Source organism: Pseudomonas sp. Sample_10 (genome assembly GCF_004321495.1).
Taxonomy (GTDB): Bacteria; Pseudomonadota; Gammaproteobacteria; order Pseudomonadales; family Pseudomonadaceae; genus Aquipseudomonas.
Genome location: NZ_RCOE01000117.1, coordinates 17,449 through 40,500, shown reverse-complemented (window position 1 = coordinate 40,500; position 23,052 = coordinate 17,449). Strand labels below are relative to the sequence as shown.

The 23,052-nt window shown below is 60.8% G+C and carries 19 protein-coding genes; 7 read left to right on the top strand and 12 right to left on the bottom strand.

All coding sequences use genetic code 11. From position 1 onward, the window contains the following. Positions 1-86: 86 nt before the first annotated feature. On the bottom strand, positions 87-1,433 hold the full coding sequence (gene pmbA, locus D8U18_RS11050; protein WP_130906268.1) for a metalloprotease PmbA: 1,347 nt from the start codon (positions 1,431-1,433) through the stop codon (positions 87-89). Between the two features lie 108 nt (positions 1,434-1,541). On the opposite strand from pmbA, the gene yjgA reads away from it, so the two are divergent. Next, positions 1,542-2,066, top strand: a complete 525-nt coding sequence (yjgA, locus tag D8U18_RS11045) for a ribosome biogenesis factor YjgA (RefSeq protein WP_131107617.1) — start codon at positions 1,542-1,544, stop codon at positions 2,064-2,066. Positions 2,067-2,114: 48 nt separating this feature from the next. Here yjgA and tldD read toward each other — a convergent pair whose 3' ends face one another. The 8 genes from tldD to mreB all read right to left on the bottom strand — a co-directional run bounded on the left by tldD (position 2,115) and on the right by mreB (position 13,349). Next, on the bottom strand, positions 2,115-3,557 hold the full coding sequence (tldD, locus tag D8U18_RS11040; protein ID WP_056855022.1) for a metalloprotease TldD: 1,443 nt from the start codon (positions 3,555-3,557) through the stop codon (positions 2,115-2,117). A 19-nt stretch (positions 3,558-3,576) separates the two neighbouring features. Continuing rightward, entirely contained in the window at positions 3,577-4,425 is an 849-nt protein-coding gene (locus D8U18_RS11035) for a carbon-nitrogen hydrolase family protein (protein WP_056855021.1), read from the bottom strand. A gap of 71 nt (positions 4,426-4,496) precedes the next feature. Then, on the bottom strand, positions 4,497-8,300 hold the full coding sequence (locus D8U18_RS11030) for a YhdP family protein (RefSeq protein ID WP_131107616.1): 3,804 nt from the start codon (positions 8,298-8,300) through the stop codon (positions 4,497-4,499). 75 nt (positions 8,301-8,375) lie between these two features. Further along, a complete protein-coding gene (gene rng, locus D8U18_RS11025) occupies positions 8,376-9,833 on the bottom strand; it encodes a ribonuclease G (protein ID WP_056855019.1) in 1,458 nt (485 codons plus the stop codon). 57 nt (positions 9,834-9,890) lie between these two features. After that, positions 9,891-10,487: a Maf family protein gene (locus D8U18_RS11020; RefSeq protein ID WP_056855018.1), complete on the bottom strand. Its 597-nt coding sequence runs from the start codon at positions 10,485-10,487 to the stop codon at positions 9,891-9,893. Positions 10,488-10,519: 32 nt separating this feature from the next. Beyond that, complete coding sequence (mreD, locus tag D8U18_RS11015; protein ID WP_056855017.1) at positions 10,520-11,011, bottom strand: rod shape-determining protein MreD; 492 nt, start codon at positions 11,009-11,011, stop codon at positions 10,520-10,522. Then, the gene (mreC, locus tag D8U18_RS11010; RefSeq protein WP_131107615.1) at positions 11,011-12,168 is read right to left on the bottom strand and encodes a rod shape-determining protein MreC; all 1,158 of its coding nucleotides are present in this window, start codon (positions 12,166-12,168) and stop codon (positions 11,011-11,013) included. Before mreC ends, mreD begins: the two co-directional genes overlap by 1 nt. A gap of 143 nt (positions 12,169-12,311) precedes the next feature. Further along, entirely contained in the window at positions 12,312-13,349 is a 1,038-nt protein-coding gene (gene mreB / locus D8U18_RS11005; protein ID WP_002555108.1) for a rod shape-determining protein MreB, read from the bottom strand. 210 nt (positions 13,350-13,559) lie between these two features. On the opposite strand from mreB, the gene gatC reads away from it, so the two are divergent. From gatC to D8U18_RS10970, 6 genes are all read left to right on the top strand, one after another. Further along, entirely contained in the window at positions 13,560-13,847 is a 288-nt protein-coding gene (gene gatC / locus D8U18_RS11000) for an Asp-tRNA(Asn)/Glu-tRNA(Gln) amidotransferase subunit GatC (protein WP_007901429.1), read from the top strand. A 16-nt stretch (positions 13,848-13,863) separates the two neighbouring features. Further along, entirely contained in the window at positions 13,864-15,315 is a 1,452-nt protein-coding gene (gene gatA, locus D8U18_RS10995) for an Asp-tRNA(Asn)/Glu-tRNA(Gln) amidotransferase subunit GatA (RefSeq protein ID WP_056855015.1), read from the top strand. 10 nt (positions 15,316-15,325) lie between these two features. Beyond that, complete coding sequence (gene gatB / locus D8U18_RS10990) at positions 15,326-16,771, top strand: Asp-tRNA(Asn)/Glu-tRNA(Gln) amidotransferase subunit GatB (protein ID WP_130908124.1); 1,446 nt, start codon at positions 15,326-15,328, stop codon at positions 16,769-16,771. A gap of 130 nt (positions 16,772-16,901) precedes the next feature. Further along, a complete protein-coding gene (locus tag D8U18_RS10980) occupies positions 16,902-17,276 on the top strand; it encodes a septal ring lytic transglycosylase RlpA family protein (RefSeq protein ID WP_056855013.1) in 375 nt (124 codons plus the stop codon). 50 nt (positions 17,277-17,326) lie between these two features. Continuing rightward, on the top strand, positions 17,327-18,388 hold the full coding sequence (locus D8U18_RS10975) for a calcium/sodium antiporter (RefSeq protein WP_131107614.1): 1,062 nt from the start codon (positions 17,327-17,329) through the stop codon (positions 18,386-18,388). Beyond that, on the top strand, positions 18,385-18,765 hold the full coding sequence (locus tag D8U18_RS10970; protein WP_056855011.1) for a carboxymuconolactone decarboxylase family protein: 381 nt from the start codon (positions 18,385-18,387) through the stop codon (positions 18,763-18,765). Before D8U18_RS10975 ends, D8U18_RS10970 begins: the two co-directional genes overlap by 4 nt. A 108-nt stretch (positions 18,766-18,873) precedes the next feature. Here D8U18_RS10970 and D8U18_RS10965 read toward each other — a convergent pair whose 3' ends face one another. From D8U18_RS10965 to D8U18_RS10955, 3 genes are all read right to left on the bottom strand, one after another. Next, positions 18,874-19,815: an AEC family transporter gene (locus D8U18_RS10965; protein ID WP_056855010.1), complete on the bottom strand. Its 942-nt coding sequence runs from the start codon at positions 19,813-19,815 to the stop codon at positions 18,874-18,876. 178 nt (positions 19,816-19,993) lie between these two features. Next, on the bottom strand, positions 19,994-21,547 hold the full coding sequence (garD, locus tag D8U18_RS10960; RefSeq protein ID WP_131107613.1) for a galactarate dehydratase: 1,554 nt from the start codon (positions 21,545-21,547) through the stop codon (positions 19,994-19,996). 11 nt (positions 21,548-21,558) lie between these two features. Then, positions 21,559-22,920, bottom strand: coding sequence for an MFS transporter (locus D8U18_RS10955; RefSeq protein WP_056855008.1), 1,362 nt, complete (start codon positions 22,918-22,920; stop codon positions 21,559-21,561). Positions 22,921-23,052 lie beyond the last annotated feature (132 nt).

The following is a 23,052-nucleotide window of genomic DNA, read 5'->3' as shown; positions in this document are numbered from 1 at the left end:
CGACCACGGTTGCTTCTGCCGAGTCAGGCCCATGAAAAAGGCGCGCCACCCAATGGGTGGCGCGCCTTTTTCATGGGCTGCTGAGGTTAGCTACCGGCGACTGTCATCCGCTCGATCAACACCGAACCGGTGCGAATGTTGCTGCGCAGCTCCAGGTCATTACCCACGGCAACGATCTGTTTGAACATGTCGCGCATGTTGCCGGCGATGGTCACTTCCTGGACCGCAAACTGGATCTCGCCGTTCTCGACCCAGTAGCCCGCCGCGCCGCGCGAATAATCGCCCGTCACCATGTTCAGGCCCTGGCCCATCAACTCGGTGACCAACAAGCCACGCCCCATGCGTCGCAGCAAGGCAGCCTGATCTTCGTCGCCATGGGTGACGAACAGGTTGTGCACACCGCCGGCGTTCGCGGTGCTCGGCATGCCGAGCTTGCGGCCGGAATAGGTGCCGAGGATGTAGGAAACCAATTCGCCCTTTTCGACGAACGGCTTGGCGTAGGTTGCCAGGCCATCGCCATCGAACGCGGCACTGCCCATGGCGCGCATCAGGTGCGGTCGCTCATCGATCGTCAGCCATTGCGGGAACAACTTCTGGCCGAGGGTGCCCTCAAGGAACGACGATTTGCGATACAGGCTGCCGCCGGAAATCGCCGACAGGAAACTGCCGAACAAGCCACCGGCCAATTCTGCCGAAAACAGCACTGGCACTTCGCAGGTCGGCACCGGACGCGCACCCAGGCGGCTCGCCGCTCGCTGCGCGGCACGCTGGCCGATGCTGACAGGGTCGGCCAGCAAACTGCCCTGGCGATTCACGTCGTACCAGTAATCACGCTGCATCTGGCCATCGGCCTCGGCAATCATTACGCAGCTCAGGCTGTGGCGGGTCGACGCATAACCACCGACAAAACCGTGGCTGTTGCCATAGACCCGGCAACCCTGATGCGTGCTCAGGGTGGTGCCGTCGGCATTCTTGATCCGGCTATCGGCGGCAAACGCCGCAGCTTCGCAGGCCAGCGCCTGCTCGATGGCTTGTTCCGGGGTGATGTCCCATTGGTGGAACAGGTCGAAGTCCTCCACGTCACGCGCCATCAGAGCAGCATCTGCAAGACCTGACGCTTCGTCTTCCGAGGTGTGTTTGGCAATGGCCAGCGCCGCCGCGACGGTTTCGCGAATGGCATCCGGGCCACTCGCCGAAGTGCTGGCCGAGCCCTTGCGCTGGCCAACATACAAGGTGATGCCAAAACCCTGATCACGATTGAATTCAACGGTTTCGACTTCACGCTGGCGCACTGTGGTCGACAGGCCCTGCTCCAGGGACACTGCCACTTCACAGGCACTGGCACCCTGGCGCTTGGCTTCAGCGATGATCTGCTCGACTTGTTCCTGCAGTGCCGGCAACGCTTGTGGGCCGACGCTTTCAACTGCACTCATGCTGTTCTCCACTCAAATTCTGCTTTCGGTAACGGTCATCGAGCGACCGGGCCGGACAAGCGGCCCCCGACTGGTTATCATGGCGGCGTTTCTTTGCGGACGGCCACCATGGTTGATTCTTACGACGACTCCCTCGATACGGGAGAAAAAAGCAAATCCCAGGTTAAACGCGAGCTGCATGCTCTGGTTGACCTCGGCGAGCGCCTTACAACACTCAAGCCTGACTTGCTGGCAAAACTGCCATTGACCGACGCTTTGCGCCGGGCTCTGACCGATGCGCCCAAGCACACCGCGAACATCGCGCGTAAACGGCATCTTCAGTTCATCGGCAAGCTGATGCGCGATCAGGACACTGACGCCATTCTGGTTCTGCTCGATCAACTCGATGCCTCCACTCGCCAGTACAACGAACGTTTCCATAACCTGGAGCGTTGGCGCGATCGCCTGATCGCCGGCGACGATGCCGTGCTGGAAAAATTCGTCGTCGACTACCCGGACGCGGACCGCCAGCAATTACGTTCCCTGATCCGACAGGCCCAGCACGAGGTTGCGCAAAACAAGCCTCCTGCTTCCAGCCGTAAAATCTTCAAGTACATCCGTGAGCTGGACGAGACTCAACGCGGTCTGCGCTGAATCTCTGACCGGGTGAGTCGCCAGGCGACTCACCCGAAGCTTCACGCCTTACGCGCCCGTGCCACCCACGGTGATCGCATCAATCTTCAGCGTTGGCTGGCCGACACCTACCGGCACCGACTGCCCATCCTTGCCGCACGTCCCCACTCCACTGTCCAGCGCCAGATCGTTGCCGACCATCGACACTTTGCTCATGGCTTCCGGACCGTTGCCGATCAGGGTCGCACCTTTGACCGGCGCAGTGATCTTGCCGTCCTCGATCAGGTACGCCTCGCTGGTGGAAAACACAAACTTGCCGCTGGTGATATCCACCTGCCCACCGCCAAGATTCGCGCAGTAGATGCCGCGCTTCACCGAAGCGATGATTTCCTGCGGATCGCTTTCGCCGGCGAGCATGTAGGTGTTGGTCATGCGCGGCATCGGCAAGTGCGCGTAGGATTCGCGGCGACCGTTACCGGTTCGGGCGACGCCCATCAGACGCGCGTTGAGCTTGTCCTGCATGTAGCCCTTGAGGACGCCGTTTTCGATCAGCGTGGTGCATTCGGTCGGCGTGCCCTCGTCGTCGACGTTCAAGGATCCGCGGCGCCCCGACAGAGTGCCATCATCGACAATGGTGCAAAGCTTGGACGCAACCATCTCGCCCATGCGCCCACTGTAGGCCGAGCTGCCCTTGCGGTTGAAATCGCCTTCCAGGCCGTGACCGACCGCTTCGTGCAGCAGCACGCCGGACCAACCGGAGCCGAGCACCACCGGCAGCGTACCGGCCGGCGCAGGGATGGCTTCGAGATTCACCAGCGCCTGACGCAGTGCCTCACGGGCATACCCCATGGCGCGGTCTTCGGCGAGGAAATAACGGTAATCGGTACGACCACCGCCACCATGGCCGCCGCGCTCGCGTCGACCATTTTGCTCAACGATCACGCTGACGTTGAAACGCACCAGCGGCCGCACATCCGCCGCCAGACCACCATCGGTGGATGCCACCAGAATCCGCTCCCAGACCCCCGCCATGCTCACGGTCACTTGCTGGATACGCGGGTCGAGGGCACGGGTCGCGGCATCGATGCGCTTGAGCAGGTCGACTTTCTCGGCGCGGGTCAGCACTTCCAACGGATTGTCCGGAGCGTACAGCTGAGCGACATCTTGCGTGGTGAACGCTTGCACGGTGCCGTTCTGTCCCGCCCGGGAAATCGAACGGGCAGCACGGGCCGCCGCGCCCAAGGCTTCCAGGGTGATGGCGTTGCTGTAGGCAAAACCGGTTTTCTCTCCCGATTGCGCCCGCACGCCAACCCCTTGGTCGAGGTTGAAACTGCCTTCCTTGACGATGCCGTCTTCCAGCGCCCAGGACTCGGAAATCTGCCCCTGGAAATACAGGTCGGCGGCATCGATGCCCGGCCCGGCCAGGTCGCCGAGTACGCCTTGCAAGCTTTCGATTGTTACGCCGCCAGGCGCCAGGAGATGTTCACTGACTGAGGACAACAACTCGCTCATATGCATTACGCCTTAAAATTCATCGTTCTGAGGCAGGTCGCTGGGCGCCCTGCGAGAAAAAGCGCCGATGACTGGACACCGGCATCCGCGCCCGGATGGACGCCTGTTCGCTGCTATCGCGTTCGGCCAGCAGCACGGCCTCGCCTTGATCCTGTTGCGCCAGCACCCGGCCCCACGGGTCGATGATGGCAGCATGGCCAAACGTTTCCCGCGGCCCCGGATGCGTCCCGCCCTGGGCGGCCGCGAGCACATAACACTGGGTCTCGATGGCCCGTGCGCGAATCAGCACATCCCAATGCGCCGCGCCGGTCACCGCGGTGAACGCCGATGGCGCGGTAATCAGCTCCGCGCCGGCTGCACGCAATTCGCTGTAGAGCTCCGGGAAGCGCAAGTCATAACAGACTGTCAGGCCAACCCGGCCAACCGGCGTGTCCGCCACCACAACGCCACTGCCATAAGCATAGTCATCGGATTCACGATAACGGCCACGATTGTCGGCCACGTCGACGTCGAACAGGTGCAGTTTGTCGTAGCGCGCCACTGTTTCGCCTTGATCATCGACCAGCAGCGAGCAGGCATGCACCTTGGCCGTCGGTTGATCCACCGGCGGCAACGGCAAAGTGCCGGCCACTATCCATAACTTGAGGTCACGTGCGGTCTGTTTCAACCATGGCAGGATCGGGCCTTCGCCCAAGGCCTCGGCGCGGCCGATGTCGGCAATGTCGCGGCGCCCCATGGCAGCGAAGTTTTCCGGCAGCACGGCAAGCACAGCCCCAGCCTTCGCAGCCTGTTCGAGCAGGCGTCGGGCCTGGACCAGATTGGCCAGCACATCGCTCTGGCTGACCATTTGAATCACCGCTACAGACATGGCGCACTCCTGGAAACGTATGCGGCCATGCTACTCCATAGATTTGCCGAGCGCCTTTTCAAAAAAGAAACTCAAAACGGCTTGTCGAAGGTGATTTTCGGTTCTTTCCACGGCCCCTTGACGGTGTACTTCACACTGGCGAAGCGAGCCACGCGGTCTCCGATCAGCTTGTCGATCAGAAACAGCGCACCACCGATGGCCGGTGCTCCGACGATCAGCGCGGCAATCGGCAGGTTGTTGGTCACCGGCAAGGTCACCAGCAGTTTCGCGTCGATCTGATCGGCGACCATGTTCAAAGTGCCATCAAGCTCGATGGTGCTCGACGGGCCGGTCAGGCGGATCGGTTCACGCGTGACGTACACGCCGTTGTTTGCCTCCAGCAAGCCTTTGACCCGGTCATAGCTCAAGCCTTTGCCGAACAGGTCGGAGAAGTCCAGACGCAAGCGGCGACCAATGGAATTGAAGTTGAGCAGGCCGAACACACGCAAAGCCTGGGCACTGCCTTCGACTTCGACAAACTGGCCTTCTTTGAGTGAGGCGTCCAGCGTGCCCGAGAAGCGCTTGGTCGCCAGCCATGCTGGCGATCCCGGCCAGCGCCCATCGACGTCCATATGGAATTCCTGGCTGGTGACGCTCGGCGCAAAGCCCCAGCCCTTGAGCACATCAGCGAGGTTCTTGCCGCTGGCCCGGCCCTTGAAAAAGCTTGTGCTGGAACCGGGCACGCCTTCCCAGCCACCACTGCCCTGCAACAGAATGCCCTTCAGGCCCATGTCCAGCGAATTGAACGCAATGCCTTTAGGCGTCGGACGAATCTTCAATGACCAGCCGCCGACCAGGTCGTTGCCCTGGAACAACTGGTTGATGGTGATATCCAGCGCCGGAATCTTCGTCGGATCGACTGAGGCCAGTGGGTCCGGGGAGTTTTCGTCGGCCAGTACCGTCGGATCAGGCGCCGGCAAACGAACGTATTGCAAGTTGACCACCAACGGCGCGGCTTTCGCATCGGGAATAGTGGCACTGCCCTTGGCCTGCTGGCTGTCGAGCTGCAAGGCCCAGGCGGACGGCTTGCGCGTCAATTGCACAGAAGCCTGATCCAGCGTAGTGCCGAGCGCGCTGAGCTTGCCGACCTTGAAGTCGGCGCTGCTGAGCAGTTGCTTGGCACTGCCCCCCGGATCCTGTCCGGCGTATTTATTGACCAGATCCTGCCAGGGGCCGACATCCAGCTCCGACAGCACTCCGCGAATACGCAAGCCTTTAGCGCCGGGTAACACCGCGTCGCCGTTGCCGAGGAACAACTCACCACGGCCGTTGTTAAAGTTGCCCGTCGGTGCGGCAAAGGTGAAATTCGCCAGCTGACCGTAGTTCACCCAGTAACGCCGCTCTGCGCCCTGCAACGTCATGCGAAATGTCGTGTCTCGCCCCTCCTCTGCTGTCAGGCCGAAAGGTGCGGGCAGATCGACGGCAACGCCCTTGAGACTGGAGTTGACCATCAACTGGCTGTCGGCACCATCCAGTGTCAGTTGCAGCTGATACGGGATCACGCCACTGACCGGCAACGGCTGGGTAACGCTCAGCCACTCGGTGAGTTTCTTCACTTCAACCTGCCCCGAGGCCACGACCCGGGTATTGAGCTTGCCTTCGCGGCCATCGGCAAAAATTTGCGCGTTCACCGGTTTATCGAAAGCCCGGGCGGTGATGCTCTGCCCGCTTAGCCCCTTGGTGCTATCAAAACGAAAATCGCCTTTGAGTTGAGTCAGCTCCAGAGGGGGCTCGGGAAGTTTCAGGCGAGCCTTGGCGGTTTTGAAGTCGACCTGGATTTTCGGCTGTTCACCTTTGGCCAGCGGGATATCCAGCTTCAGCTTGCCTTGCAGATCACCCTCGCCTTCCCAGCCGGCAAAGGTCTCGGCAGTGCCGATCGGCGCTTCCTTGAGGATTTTCAGGCCATCGCCCAACCCGCCGGCGAACCCACCGTCGAGAAACAGATGACTGTTCTGCCCCTGGGGTACGTGGGGAATATTGACGTAAATGTCGCTGACCCGGGTGTCGAGCAGCTGGCCCTTGCTGGCCAGGATGCGCACGCCGCTGTCTTCAACGAACACATCACCGGTGACCTTGCTGACGTGTGGCCAACCTGGCTGGAACGCCAGTTCGGCATCGTGCACCTTGAAAAACAGGCTGATGCTGCGGTCGGTCTCGGCGGCGCCGTGGTTGAGCGAACCTTGATACTGGAAGAAGCCTTGATCCACCGCCCCTTTGAGAATCGCCGTGCGCAGCCATTCGTCCAGCGCCGGGCTGAGGACAGTCGGCAGGTACTTGGCGGTATAGCGACCGTCACCGTCCACCAGGCCGACCCGCAGATCCATGTAATCTTCCCGGGTTTCATCGAAAAACAGGCGAATCAGAAAGTCACCGGCTATCTTGCCCTCCTCGCCCAGCACCTTCAGGTACGGCGCGATCAGGGTGAAACTCTCTTTGTCGAGTTTCCAGGTCAGGCGGGCGTTGGCCTGGATGTATTGCCATGGCTTGGCGAAAATCGGGTCCAGGTGCAGCATGAAATCCTTGCTGTCCATGCGCAGTTCGCCGTGCCCAAGATCACCGCTGATGCTGCCCGTTACATTTCGTGCCGCCGGAGCCCCGTGATAGGCATCAAACCCAACCTGCTCAAGGTTGGCCGCGAAACTGAACTTGCTGTCGTCGGTGGCGTTAGGGCGCAAATCGATCAGAACGTTGCGCAACCCTCCGGTCACCTTCAGCCGTTCAACCACTGTAGCCAGACCTTCAGGCAAGGGCGCCAGGGCATTGAGCAACGGTGTCAGCGGAGTCAGGTCGAGGCGGTCGGCTTGCAGGTGCCAGAGCTCTTCGGACTTGTCGGAGGCCGCGGTTTGCTTGAGCTGCAGATGCGTTTCCCAGCGACGTTCACCAAGGTTCATGGCCAGCGAATCCAGGGTCACCATCATGCCTTCGGCGTTGCGCTGGAAGTAGGCGTTGAGCGCCAGGTTACTGATCTTGACGGGTTTACGCTCGGCATAGGCGCCATTGAGTTGCGGTGCATTCAGGCGCACCGCTGCACTCTGCAGCGTCCCTTGCCCCCAGGTGACCCACACCTCGCCACCGGCCTTGATCTCGGAGAAATTCCACTGTCGGGTCAGTCGTTCGGGCAGCCATTTTGACCAGTCGCTCTGCGGCAGGCTGACATAAGCCTGCGCTTCGCCGTCCTTCCACTGACTCGCGCGAATGCGAGTGCGCAGGTTAATGGCCACCGGCTGCCCGTCCGGCAACGTCAGGCGGGCATCCAGTCGCTGGCGAACCGCACCGGTTTTCAGGCTCAGGCCGACGTAGGTCAGGGTCAGCGGCGACTCACCAAACGGTTGCAAGGTGACCTGGCTGTCGAGCACCGACAAGCGCTGGATCATTTGCATGCGATTGAGCATTTGCTCGGGGTCCAGCGGCTGATCGTCCTTGACCGGCAAGCCCTCCAGCGCCCACTGCCCGTCCTCGCCTTCCTTGAGGCTGATCTTCAGGCCGTTGAGTTCCAGATGGGCGATGCGCACTTCACGGGCCATGAGGCTGGCCCAGAGGTCCGGCACCGCGCGCACCTTTTCCAGATGCAAGGCATTGGTGCCGTCACCGACCGTCACATCGTGGGCCGAGAGAATGGGCGCGAAACCACTCCAGTCGCCCCGCAGCTCGCCAATTTGCAGCGGCATGCCCAAAGCCTCTCTGGCTTTGGTTTCGACTTCGGCGCGGTATTCGGCCACCAGCGGCGTCAGTTCCCGGCCGAGACTGACGTAAAACGCCATCAACACCAAAACCAACGCGCACAGGCCCAGACCCCAGCGGGTCAGTGCGGCCAAAATGCGTGTCAGACGCTCCATGTCAGTTGGCTCCCATGGCAAATGTTTTGCAAAAAGCTGAGGCCAGCCATTGTGGAAAAATCACGACGCAGCGACTCAGAGCAACACCACGTCGTATTGTTCCTGGGAGTACATGGTTTCCACCTGAAAACGGATGGTGCGCCCGATGAAACCTTCGAGTTCGGCGACGTTGCCCGACTCTTCATCGAGCAGGCGGTCGACAACTTTCTGGTTCGCCAATACACGATAGCCTTCCGCCTGATAGGCGCGCGCCTCACGGAGAATTTCGCGGAAAATTTCGTAGCAAACGGTTTCCGGAGTCTTCAACTTGCCGCGGCCCTGGCAACTCGTGCACGGCTCGCAAAGCACTTGCTCGAGACTTTCCCGGGTGCGTTTGCGGGTCATCTGCACCAGGCCAAGCTCGGTGATGCCAATGATGTTGGTCTTGGCGTGATCCCGTTCGAGCTGCTTCTCCAGCGTGCGCAGCACCTGGCGCTGATGCTCTTCATCTTCCATGTCGATGAAGTCGATGATGATGATCCCGCCGAGGTTGCGCAGACGCAGTTGACGAGCAATGGCAGTCGCCGCTTCGAGGTTGGTCTTGAAAATGGTTTCTTCGAGGTTGCGGTGACCGACAAACGCGCCGGTGTTGACGTCGATGGTACTCATGGCTTCCGCCGGGTCGACCACCAGATAACCACCGGACTTGAGCGGCACTTTGCGCTCCAGGGCTTTCTGGATTTCGTCTTCGACGCCATACAGATCGAAAATCGGCCGCTCGCCGGGGTAGTGTTCCAGGCGATCGGCGATCTCCGGCATCAGTTCGGCGACAAACTGCGTGGTTTTCTGGAACGTTTCCCGGGAATCGATGCGGATTTTCTCAATCTTGGGGCTCACCAGATCGCGCAGGGTGCGCAACGCCAGGCCGAGATCTTCGTAGATCACGCTCGGTGCGCTGATGGTTTTGATTTGCTCGCTGATCTGGTCCCACAGCCTGCGCAGATAGCGGATGTCCATGAGGATTTCATCGGCCCCGGCCCCTTCGGCTGCTGTACGCAGGATGAATCCGCCGGCTTCCTTGATCCCCTCTTTGGCAACGCAATCGGTGACCACTTGCTTGAGGCGGTCGCGCTCGGCTTCATCCTCGATCTTCAGCGAAATGCCGACATGTGCGGTGCGCGGCATGTAGACCAGATAGCGCGAAGGGATCGACAGTTGCGTGGTCAACCGTGCGCCTTTTGAGCCGATCGGATCCTTGGTGACTTGCACTACCAGGCTCTGGCCTTCATGCACCAGCGCACTGATGCTTTCGACCGCCGGACCCTCGCGCAGGGAAATTTCCGATGCATGAATGAAGGCGGCGCGATCCAGGCCGATATCGACAAATGCCGCCTGCATGCCCGGCAATACCCGCACAACCTTGCCTTTATAGATGTTGCCGACGATCCCGCGCTTTTGCGTGCGTTCGACGTGAACCTCTTGCAGGACACCGTTTTCGACCACCGCCACGCGCGATTCCATCGGCGTGATGTTGATCAGGATCTCTTCGCTCATGGCAGGGTCTCGTTCAGGCATGTTCACGGTAATGGCCGCATCTGTTCAGTACGACGCTCAACGCGCGTTATGGGTTTGCCAACAGGGTATGCCGAAATGGCCGAGCACCTCGAAGGTTTCGCACAGCGGCAGTCCGACCACCGCCGAGTAACTTCCATTGAGCCCGGCGACAAACACCGCGCCCAGCCCTTGTATGCCGTAGCCGCCGGCCTTGTCCTGCGGCTCGCCGCTTGCCCAATAGGCCGCGGCCTCGTCACGCGTGATCGGGCGAAAACGCACCAGGCTGGTAATTACCCGAGACTCGCAATGCTCGCCTTCAAGCACGGCAATTGCGGTCAGCACCTGATGTTCGTTGCCGGACAACATCATCAGCATGGCGCACGCGTCGGCTTCATCAAGCGGTTTGCCAAGAATTTTTCCGTCGAGCACCACGGCGGTATCGGCGCCGAGCACACAGAACGATTCTTCAGACACGACCGTACGCTGCCCGGCCTCGGCCTTGCCGCGCGCCAGGCGCTCGACATAGGCCGACGGGGTTTCATGGATCAAAGGGGTTTCATCGATATCCGCACTGATGACGGAAAACGGTACGCCGATCTGCGTAAGCAGTTCACGCCGACGCGGCGAACCAGAGGCGAGGTACAACCGTTTCATCAAGACCTCTCCCTGTCTAATGCCTGAGCGAATTAATTGATTTTGTAGCGTCGACGCAATCCGCGCAAACCGAAGCTGATCCAGGGCCATAGCAAGGCGCTGACCAGTGCCGGCAACACCAGCGCCAGGGTTGGCTGACGGTTACCGGTCAGGGCGCTGAGCCACAACTGGACCAGTTGCGCGAGACCGAAGATCACCAGTATCACCAGGCTCTGCTGCCACATCGGGAACATCCGCAGACGTTGTTGCAGCGCCAGGACCAGGTAAGTGATGAGAGTCAGGATCAATGCGTTCTGGCCCAGCAGCGTACCGTAGAGCACGTCTTCGGCCAGGCCCAGGCACCACGCGGTGACCATCCCGACCTTCTGCGGCAAGGCCAACGCCCAGAACGCGAGCAACAGCGCCAGCCACAGCGGACGCAGGATTTCCATGAATTGCGGCAGCGGCGAAACGCTAAGCAGCAAACCGATGGCGAATGTCAGCCAGACGATCCAGCCATTTCGGGAGGCAGTAACACCGACCATTATTCTCGTCCCCCAGGAGTAGCCGGCGCAGAGACTGGCGGTTTGGCAGCAGGCTTGACGACGGCAGGTTGAGCGGCCGGTGGTTTGGCGGCAGCGGGTACGGTCGCAGGTGGTTTAGGGGCGGCCGGGTGCGTGGCCGTTGGCTTGACCGGTGTGGCGGCAGGCGGTGTGGTCGCCGGGGCTGCGGGTGTGGCCGCTGCCGGTGTCGCAGGAGCTGCAACGGCTGACGGGACGAGCGCCGGTTTGGGCACGGTCGCCGGAATAACCGGCCCACCGCCCTGCGCATCCAGGGATTCCTGCGCCTGGGCGGCATCGTTGGCACGCTCTTCCGGGGTACGGGTGTCGCTGAACACCAGCAGCAGGTAACGGCTGCGATTCAGTGCTGCAGTCGGCACCGCACGGACAATGGCGAATGGCTGGCCGGAATCGTGAATCACTTCCTTGACCGTCGCGACCGGATAACCGGCCGGGAAACGCTGCCCCAGGCCGGAGCTGACCAACAGATCGCCTTCCTTGATGTCGGCGGTGTCGGCCACATGACGCAGCTCCAGGCGCTCCGGATTACCGGTGCCACTGGCAATTGCGCGCAAGCCGTTGCGGTTGACCTGCACCGGAATGCTGTGGGTGGTATCGGTCAGCAACAGTACGCGGGAGGTGTACGGCATCAACTCCACCACCTGGCCCATCAGGCCGCGGGCATCGAGTACCGGCTGACCGAGAACCACACCGTCGCGCTCACCTTTGTTGATGATGATGCGATGGGTGAAGGGGTTGGGGTCCATGCCGATCAGCTCGGCCACTTCGACCTTCTCGTTGACCAGCGCCGAGGAGTTGAGCAACTCGCGCAGCCGAACGTTCTGCTCGGTCAGGGCGGCAAGCTTTTGCATGCGCCCCTGCAACAGCAGGTTTTCAGTCTTGAGTTTTTCGTTTTCGGCGACGAGTTCGGTCCGGCTGCCAAACTGGCTGGCGACACCTTGCCATAGCCGCTGCGGCAGGTCGGTGATCCAGTAAGACTGCATCAACACCAGCGACATTTGGCTACGCACTGGCTTGAGCAGTGTGAAGCGGGCATCGACCACCATCAGCGCGACCGAAAGCACGACCAGCACCAACAAGCGCACGCCCAGTGAGGGACCCTTGGTGAAAAGCGGTTTAATAAGCCGCTCCTCCCAGGCAAATGTTCTCTTTATTCATACGGCAGCAAACCGGCCTGGATGCAGAGTGACAGAAGATAAACGCGAACAGGCAGCACTGCAAAGTGCCGCCTGCGCGCTCAACAGCATAGAGGCGTTCCGGCGACTTATTCGCTGGAAAGCAGATCCATGGTGTGTTTATCCATCATTTCCAATGCACGGCCACCGCCGCGAGCAACGCAGGTCAGCGGGTCTTCGGCGACGATCACCGGCAGACCGGTTTCCTGGGCCAGCAGCTTGTCGAGGTCGCGCAGCAAGGCGCCACCACCGGTCAGCACCAGACCACGCTCGGCGATATCGGAAGCCAGTTCCGGAGGCGATTGCTCCAGTGCACTTTTCACTGCCTGAACGATGGTGGCCAAAGACTCCTGCAGAGCTTCCAGCACTTCGTTGGAGTTCAGGGTGAACGCGCGTGGAACGCCTTCGGCCAGGTTACGGCCACGAACGTCGACTTCACGAACTTCACCGCCCGGGTAGGCCGTACCGATTTCCTGCTTGATGCGCTCGGCGGTGGATTCGCCGATCAGGCTGCCGTAGTTGCGACGTACGTAAGTGATGATCGCTTCGTCGAAACGGTCGCCGCCCACACGTACGGATTCGGCGTACACCACACCGTTCAGGGAGATCAGTGCGATTTCGGTGGTACCGCCACCGATATCGACAACCATCGAACCGCGAGCTTCTTCAACCGGAAGGCCGGCACCGATCGCAGCGGCCATCGGCTCTTCGATCAGGAACACTTCGCGGGCACCGGCACCAAGGGCCGACTCACGGATGGCACGACGCTCAACCTGGGTGGATTTGCACGGAACGCAGATCAGCACACGAGGGCTGGGCTGCAGGAAGCTGTTTTCGTGAACCTTGTTGATGAAATACTGCAGCATCTTTTCGCAAACGCTGAAATCGGCGATCACGCCGTCTTTCATCGGACGAATGGCAGCAATGTTGCCTGGCGTACGGCCCAGCATGCGCTTCGCTTCGGTGCCGACAGCCACGACACTTTTCTGGTTACCGTGTGTCCGAATGGCCACAACCGATGGCTCATTCAGGACGATACCGCGCTCGCGCACGTAAATAAGGGTGTTGGCAGTGCCCAGGTCAATGGAAAGATCGCTGGAAAACATGCCACGCAGTTTCTTGAACATGGGAAAGGGACCCTAGGCAACGCGTGGGTAAAAAAGTGCGGCAAACTCTAACAACGACAGGGATTTTGGGCAAGGCGCCAATATGTTAAATTGGCCGCTTTTCTGTGCACCAAGCCCCACAATCGCGGCCTTATGACCGTAGAAGTGCGGTAGTGTTCCGACAATCTAACACACGGACGCCGTCCGTTCTGTTTTCCACTGGAGAATCCCATGGCGCTTGAACGCTCCGACGTGGAAAAAATCGCTCATCTGGCCTGCCTTGGCCTCAATGATGCCGATCTTCCACACATCACTTCGGCCCTCAACAGCATTCTCGGGCTGGTCGACGAAATGCAGGCGGTCAATACCGACGGTATCGAACCGCTGGCCCACCCACTGGAAGCCAGCCAGCGCCTGCGTGCAGACGTCGTGACCGAAACCAATCATCGCGAGGCCTATCAGTCCATCGCACCAGCGGTCGAAAACGGCCTGTATCTGGTTCCGAAAGTCATCGACTAAAGGGAAAGAGCCTGCAATGCATCAATTGACTCTGGCCGAGATCGCCCGCGGACTCGCCGATAAAAAGTTTTCTTCCGAAGAGCTGACCAAAGTCCTGCTGGCGCGCATCGCCCAGCTCGATCCTCAGCTCAACAGCTTCATCAGCCTCACCGAAGACCTGGCACTGTCGCAGGCGAAAGCCGCTGACGCCCGCCGGGCCAATGGTGAGAGCGGCGCGCTGCTGGGCGCGCCGATCGCCCACAAGGACCTGTTCTGCACCCAGGGTATTCGCACCAGCTGCGGCTCGAAGATGCTCGACAACTTCAAGGCACCGTACGACGCCACCGTCGTCGCCAAGCTGGCCGCTGCCGGGGCTGTAACCCTGGGCAAGACCAACATGGACGAATTTGCCATGGGTTCGGCCAACGAGTCGAGCTACTACGGCCCGGTGAAAAACCCGTGGAACCTGGAACACGTGCCGGGTGGTTCGTCCGGTGGTTCGGCGGCGGCAGTCGCCGCTCGTCTGCTGCCAGCGGCGACCGGCACCGACACCGGTGGTTCCATTCGTCAGCCCGCTGCATTGACCAACCTTACAGGCCTGAAACCGACGTACGGTCGCGTGTCGCGTTGGGGCATGATCGCTTACGCGTCCAGCCTCGATCAGGGCGGCCCGATGGCGCGCACCGCCGAAGACTGTGCGATTTTGTTGCAAGGCATGGCCGGTTTCGATCCGAACGACTCCACCAGCATCGACGAGCCCGTGCCTGATTACAGCGCCAGCCTCAACGGCTCGCTGCAAGGCCTGCGCATCGGCGTGCCGAAGGAATATTTCAGCGCAGGTCTGGACCCACGCATCGCCGACCTGATCATGGCCAGTGTCGAAGAGCTGAAAAAGCTCGGCGCCGTGATCAAGGAAATCAGTCTGCCGAACATGCAGCACGCTATTCCGGCGTACTACGTGATCGCCCCGGCGGAAGCCTCGTCCAACCTGTCGCGTTTCGACGGCGTGCGCTTCGGTTATCGCTGCGAAAACCCGGTCAACCTGATCGACCTGTACAAACGCTCTCGCGGCGAAGGCTTCGGGCCGGAAGTGCAGCGCCGGATCATGGTCGGCGCCTACGCGCTGTCCGCCGGTTACTACGATGCCTACTACCTGAAGGCGCAGAAGATCCGTCGCTTGATCAAGAACGACTTCATGGCGGCCTTCAATGAGGTCGACATCATCCTCGGCCCAACCACGCCGAACCCGGCCTGGAAGCTCGGCGCCAAGAACAGCGACCCGGTCGCTGCTTACCTGGAAGACGTCTACACCATCACCGCCAACCTCGCGGGCCTGCCGGGCCTGTCGATGCCGGCCGGTTTTGTCGACGGCCTGCCGGTCGGCGTGCAACTGCTCGCTCCGTATTTCCAGGAAGGCCGCCTGTTGAACGTTGCCCACCAGTATCAATTGAATACTGACTGGCACACCCGCACCCCAACCGGCTTCTGAGGAGACACACATGCAATGGGAAGTCGTGATCGGGCTGGAGATTCACACTCAGCTCACCACCCGGTCGAAAATCTTTTCCGGTAGTTCCACCACCTTCGGTTCCGAGCCGAACACCCAGGCCAGCCTGATCGACCTGGGCATGCCCGGCGTGCTGCCGGTGCTGAACCAGGAAGCGGTGCGCATGGCGGTGATGTTCGGTCTGGCGATTGACGCCGAGATCGGCCAGCACAACGTGTTCGCCCGTAAAAACTACTTCTACCCGGACCTGCCCAAGGGCTACCAGATCAGCCAGATGGAATTGCCGATCGTCGGCAAGGGCCACCTGGACATCGCCCTGGAAGACGGCACGGTCAAACGTGTCGGTATCACCCGCGCGCACCTTGAAGAAGACGCCGGCAAGAGCCTGCACGAAGAGTTCAGCGGCGCCAGCGGCATCGACCTGAACCGTGCCGGCACGCCGCTACTGGAAATCGTCTCCGAGCCGGACATGCGCAGCGCCAAGGAAGCCGTGGCCTACGTCAAGGCGATCCACGCACTGGTGCGTTACCTGGGGATTTGCGATGGCAACATGGCCGAAGGTTCGCTGCGTTGCGACTGCAACGTGTCGATCCGCCCGAAAGGCCAGGTCGAGTTCGGCACACGCTGCGAGATCAAGAACGTCAACTCGTTCCGCTTCATCGAAAAGGCGATCAACAGCGAAATCCAGCGTCAGATCGAGCTGATCGAAGATGGCGGCAAGGTGATCCAGCAGACACGCCTGTACGATCCGAACAAGGACGAAACCCGTCCGATGCGCAGTAAAGAGGAAGCCAACGACTACCGTTATTTCCCCGATCCTGACCTGCTGCCAGTGGTCATCGAGAACGCTTTCCTCGATGACGTGCGCGCCACCCTGCCGGAATTGCCACCGCAAAAGCGCGAGCGCTTCCAGGCGCAATTCGGCCTGTCGGTGTACGACGCCAGCGTCTTGGCCACCAGCCGCGAACAAGCCGATTACTTCGAGAAAGTCGCGAGCATCGGCGGCGACGCCAAACTGGCGGCGAACTGGGTGATGGTCGAACTGGGCAGCCTGCTCAACAAGCAAGGCCTGGACATCGAACAGTCGCCGGTTTCCGCCGAGCAACTGGGCGGCATGCTGTTGCGCATCAAGGACAACACCATCTCCGGCAAGATTGCCAAGGTAGTGTTTGAAGCGATGGCCAACGGCGAAGGCAGTGCCGACGAGATCATCGACAAGCGTGGCCTCAAGCAAGTGACCGACACCGGCGCCATCTCGGCGGTGCTGGACGAAATGCTCGCGGCCAACGCCGAACAGGTCGAGCAATACCGCGCGGCAGACGAAGCCAAGCGCGGCAAGATGTTCGGCTTCTTCGTCGGCCAGGCCATGAAAGCCTCCAAAGGCAAGGCCAACCCGCAGCAGGTGAACGAATTGCTGAAAAGCAAGCTCGAAGGCTAACCACAGGGATCGTTCCCACGCTCTGCGTGGGAACGCCTCTCTGGACGCTCTGCGTCCGCTTTTTTTGTGACGCGGAGCGTCACGAGCTGCATTCCCACGCGGAGCGTGGGAACGATCATGGGGTCACCTAATGAAGCGTCTGCTAAGTGCCTGCGCCCTCCTCTCGCTCCTTGCCGGTTGCGCCAGCAACGATATCGTCGATCCGCACGGCTATGACAAGACCGGCGTTGCCTCGTATTACGGCGCCAAACACCAAGGCAAGCGCACCGCCAGTGGTGAGCGTTTCAACAAGAATTCCCTGACCGCCGCCCATCGCCAATTGCCTTTCGGCACACGGGTGAAGGTCACTAACCTGAACAACGACAAGTCCTGCGTGGTGCGCATCAACGACCGCGGGCCACATACCCGTGGACGCCTGATCGACTTGTCACATGAAGCTGCCGCGCGCTTGGGCATGCTCAGGAGCGGCACTGCGCGGGTTCGCGTCCAGGCCCTCGACGACTGACACTTGGAGCCCCAGCCATTTTCGGACTAGCCGACCTACCCCTGATCAGCGTGATCGAATTGCTCAGCGGCCTGGTGCTGTTGATTGCCGGCGCCGAATTGATGGTGCGCGCCGCGGTACGACTGGCCGCGCGCCTGCATGTTCGACCGCTGATCATCGGCCTGACCATCGTCGCCCTCGGCAGCAGCGCGCCGCAGATGGCCGTCAGCCTGCAAGCCACGCTAGCCCATAACGCTGACATCGCTGTCGGCAGTGTGATCGGCAGCAGCATATTCAACATCCTGGTCACTCTCGGCCTCTCGGCGTTGATCATTCCACTGCGGGTGTCGCGGCAACTGGTGCGCCTGGATATTCCCCTGATGATCGGTGCCAGCCTGCTGGTTTTCGTACTGGCGTGGAATGAAGAACTGACTCGCGCCGACGGTGTGGTTCTGTTGGCGGCATTGCTTCTGTACCTGGCGTTGTTGCTGCGCCAGTCACGGCATTCTGTGCGTCCGGTATCGGCTCACAGCCTCACCGGCGAAGCGCCATGGTTCACCAGCGTGCTGATGATCATCGCCGGGCTGGGGATGCTGGTGTATGCGGGGCATCTGTTGCTGGGCGCAGCGGTGGCGGTTGCCACCGACCTGGGTTTGTCAGAGCGGATCATCGGTCTGACCATCGTTGCGGTCAGCACCTCCTTGCCTGAACTGGCGACATCGCTGATCGCAGCGTTGCGCGGTGAACGGGAGATCGCCGTGGGCAACGTGATCGGCAGTAATTTGTTCAACCTTCTGGGCGTGCTCGGAGTGACGGCACTGCTTGCGCCATCGCCCCTGTCCGTATCGCCCAACGCCCTGGACTTCGACCTGCCGGTGATGCTCGGTGTCGCCGTGCTGTGCATGCCGGTGTTCTACTCCGGCTATCGCGTAACCCGCGCCGAAGGCCTGCTGTTTCTGGGCTTGTACTTGGCTTACGGCCTGCACGTGTTGTCGTTCACCACCGGCATGCCACTGGCGGGCAAGCTTGAGCACCTGATGCTGTTTTTCATCCTGCCGGCGCTGGTGGCATTTTTGTTGTTCACGTCGCTGCGCGCCTGGCGGCGCCAACACCACAAGAAGGAATTGCCATGACCGAGCATAAAAAACCCGGCGTTGAAGTACGTCGCCAAGTGATGGGCGACGCCTTTGTCGACCGCGCCCTGGGCAACGCCACAGATTTCACCCAGCCATTACAGGATTTCGTCAACGAACACGCCTGGGGCGCCGTGTGGAATCGTGAAGGCTTGCCGCTGAAAACCCGCAGCCTGATCACCCTCGCCGCGCTGACCGCGCTGAAGTGCCCGCAGGAATTGAAAGGTCATGTACGCGGCGCACTGAACAACGGCTGCACCGTGGATGAAATCCGCGAAGCGCTGCTGCATTGCGCGGTGTATGCCGGTGTGCCGGCGGCAATCGATGCGTTTCGGGCGGCGCAGGAAGTGATTGATAGCTACCAGAAGCCGGAGTAATCAGGTCCGCCCCCTTCGCGGGCAAGCCTCGCTCCTACAGGGGATATCGAACCCGTAGGAGCGAGGTTTGCCCGCGAAGAGCCCTGATACACGCCGCAAATCTATCGATTAAATCCACCCACCCCACTGCAACAAAAAGATCCCGATATTGGTGGTGACCGCTGCCATCAGCGTGGTGATCACGATGATCGCCGCCGCCAATTCATGATTGCCATCCGCCGCGCGGGCCATGACGAAACTGGCCGCTGCAGTCGGGCTGCCGAAGTACAGGAACAGAATCCCCAACTCCGCACCACGGAAGCCCCAGAGCCAGGCGCCGAGTGTCGCCAGGATCGGCAGGCCGAGCATTTTCACCAGGCTCGAGCTGAATGCCATCGAACCACTTTTGCGCATCGCCGCCAGCGACAACGTGCCGCCAATGCAGATCAACGCCAACGGCAAAGTGGTTTGCGCCAGATATTGGCCGGACGTCTCCAGCCATCCCGGCAGACTGATTTTGAAGTACGCAAACGGGGCCGCCGCAAACACGCTGATGATCAACGGATTGACCATGACGCTTTTGCAGATGCTCCACGGATCGGACTTGATCACCGGGCTGTACACCGCCAGCACGATGGTCGACAGCGTGTTGTAGAACAGGATGACCAACGCCGCGAGAATCGCCCCGAGGGAAATCCCATAGTCGCCGTACATGCTCGCTGCCAGCGCCAGGCCGATGACCCCGTTGTTACCGCGAAAGGCGCCCTGGGTATAAATTCCGCGGTCTTCGCGCGGGCATTTGACAATCGCCCAACCCCAGGCGATGGCAAAGCACACCAGGGTCGCGAGGGAGAAATAGATCAGCAGCGCCGGTTGCAGCGCGGCATGCAGGTCGGCATGCAGGATGCCCAGAAACAGCAACGCCGGCATGCTGACGTTGAACACCAGGGCCGACGCGGTGTGGATGAAGTTGTCGTTGATCCAGTCGATGCGTTTGAGCAACACCCCGAGAAACAGCATGGCGAACACCGGTGCGGTGATGTTCAGGGTTTCGAGGAAAATTGCCAGCATGCCGGGGGTAACCTTGGGTGAGCGTCGTTAGTAGGCTAATGATAAGCCACTTTCACCCTGATCGTTCCCACGCTCTGCGTGGGAATGCCTCTTGTGACGCTCTGCGTCGAGCTTTTGGGACGCAGAGCGTCCCGGGTTGCGTTCCCACGCAGAGCGTGGGAACGATCACTGGTTGGTCTCAGGTGATCGGCGCCGGGTTGAACAAGGTGATGTCGTTATGCAGCTTGTGCTTCTCAGCCCACGTCTGCTGCTTGCCGCTGGCCACATCCAGATAGTAGTGGAACAACTCCCAGCCCAGCTCCTCGATGGAGGCCCGGCCTGTAGCAATGCGCCCGGCGTCAATGTCGATCAGGTCCGGCCAGCGTTGCGCCAGTTCCGTCCGGGTCGACACTTTCACCACGGGTGCCATGGCCAACCCATAAGGCGTGCCACGTCCGGTGGTGAACACGTGCAGGTTCATCCCCGCCGCCAGTTGCAACGTCCCGCAGACGAAGTCGCTGGCCGGGGTCGCGCAGAAGATCAGGCCTTTGTCCTTGAACCGCTCGCCAGGGCCGAGCACGCCGCTGATCGCACTGCTGCCAGACTTGACGATCGAGCCCAGGGATTTCTCGACGATGTTCGACAACCCGCCCTTCTTGTTGCCTGGCGTGGTGTTGGCGCTGCGATCCGCTTCGCCTTTGGCGAGATAACGGTCGTACCAGTCCATTTCCCGTACCAATTCCTCGGCGACCTCCTTGGTCTGCGCCCGAGATGTCAGCAGGTAAATTGCGTCGCGCACTTCGGTGACTTCGGAAAACATCACCGTCGCGCCCGCCCGCAGCAACAGGTCCGAGGCATAGCCGAGGGCCGGGTTGGCAGTGATGCCGGAAAACGCATCGCTGCCACCGCACTGCATGCCGAGAATCAGCTCGGACGCCGGCACGGTTTCCCGACGGCGTTGATCAAGCTTCTTCAGACGGATTTCCGCCAGTTCCATGATCTGTTCGATCATCTCGGTAAAACCGTGACTGGAATCCTGCAGGCGATAGAGCCACGGCTCGCTCAAGTCCACCGAGGCATCGTCCTCGTGCATCACCTGCCCGGCCTGCAATTTCTCGCAACCCAGGCTGATCACCAGGGCCTCGCCACCCAGGTTCGGGTTGCGCGCCAGATTGCGCACGGTACGAATCGGGATGTAGGCGTCGGTGGCCGTAATCGCCACGCCACAGCCGTAGCTGTGGGTCAGCGCCACCACGTCATCGACGTGCGGGTACTTGGGCAGCAATTCGTCCTTGATACGCTTGACCGCGTGGTCGAGCACACCGGTCACACATTGCACGGTGGTGGTGATGCCAAGGATGTTGCGCGTGCCGACGGTGCCGTCGGCGTTGCGATAACCCTCGAAGGTGAAGCCTTCCAGCGGTGCTTGCGCGGCCGGCACTTCGGTAGACAGCGGCAGGCTGTCCAGCGGTGGCGCGGTCGGCATGCGCAGTTGATCTTCCTTGACCCAACTGCCGCGTGGAATCGGCTGCAAGGCGTAGCCAATGACCTGGCCGTAACGAATCACCTGGCCACCCTCGGGAATGTCTTCCAGGGTGACCTTGTGGCTCTGTGGCACGAAGTCCACGGTGACCAGGCCATCGGCAAACTCGGTGCCGGCCGGGACGCCCTGATCGTTGACCACGATCACCACATTGTCCCGCTCGTGCAGGCGGATGTAGCGCGGCGAGTCGGAATGTTCAATCAACTGCATGACGCCGCTCCTCAGGAATGCGCTTGAGACAATTTATTGTTGGTTTCAGGACCGCTGACCGGTGGCTCTTTGAGCACCACACGCTTGATCGGACCGACGATCACCAGATAGCTGAACACCGCGACCAGTGCATTGCAACCAACGAACACCAGCGCCCACTTGAACGAGCCGGTGGAGCTGATGATGTAGCCGATCACGATCGGGGTGGTGATCGAGGCCAGGTTACCGAAGGTGTTGAACAGGCCACCGCTCAGACCGGCGATCTGTTTCGGCGAGGTGTCGGACACCACGGCCCAGCCCAGTGCGCCCACGCCTTTGCCGAAGAATGCCAGGGCCATGAAGCCGACGACCATCCACTCAACATCGACATAGTTGCAGGCCACGATGCTGCTGGAAACCAGCAGGCCGGCAATGATCGGTGCCTTGCGGGCGAAGGTCAGGGAATGGCCTTTGCGCAGCAGGTAATCGGAAATCACCCCGCCGAGCACACCACCGATGAAGCCGCAGATCGCCGGCAACGAGGCGATGAAACCGGCCTTGAGGATGGTCATGCCGCGTTCCTGCACCAGGTACACCGGGAACCACGTCAGGAAGAAGTAGGTGATACCGTTGATGCAGTATTGGCCCAGGTACACGCCGAGCATCATGCGGTTGGTCAGCAACTGACGGATGTAATCCCACTTCGGACCGTCGGACTTCTTGCCCTTCTGGTCCATGTCGACCATGCCGCCGTTCTCGGAGATGTGCTTGAACTCGGCATCGTTGATCCGTGGGTGTTCACGCGGGCTGTAGATCACTTTCAGCCAGATCAGCGAGAAGATGATGCCCAGGATACCCATGACGATGAACACATGTTCCCAGCCGAAGGAGTAGACGATCCAGCCCATCAGCGGGGCGAACAGCACGGTGGCGAAGTATTGCGCGGAGTTGAAGATCGCCGAGGCCGTACCGCGTTCAGCGGTCGGGAACCACGCCGCAACGATGCGCGCGTTGCCAGGGAAGGACGGCGCTTCGGCCAGGCCCACCAGGAAGCGCAGCATGAACAGCGCAACCACCGCCGTGGACATGCCGAATTCACCGACGAAGCCTTGCAGCACGGTGAACAGCGACCAGGTGAAGATGCTCAGTGCGTAGATTTTTTTCGAACCGAAACGGTCCAGCAGCCAGCCCCCGGGAATTTGCCCGGCCACGTAGGCCCAACCGAATGCGGAGAAAATATAGCCAAGGGTGACGGCGTCGATGCCGAGGTCTTTTTGCAGGCTGGAGCCAGCGATAGCGATGGTAGCCCGGTCGGCGTAGTTGATCGTGGTCACCAGGAAAAGCATGAGCAGGATCAGATAGCGGACGTGAGTCGGCTTTTGCGTCGATTGCATGTAGATGTACTCCCACAAATTATTTTTATGCGCGGGTGAATCTTCTTCGGTCTTTTGTGGGAGCTGGCTTGCCAGCGATGCGGGCACCCCCGGTGTGTCATTGACACCGGGTGATGCGATCGCCAGCAAGCC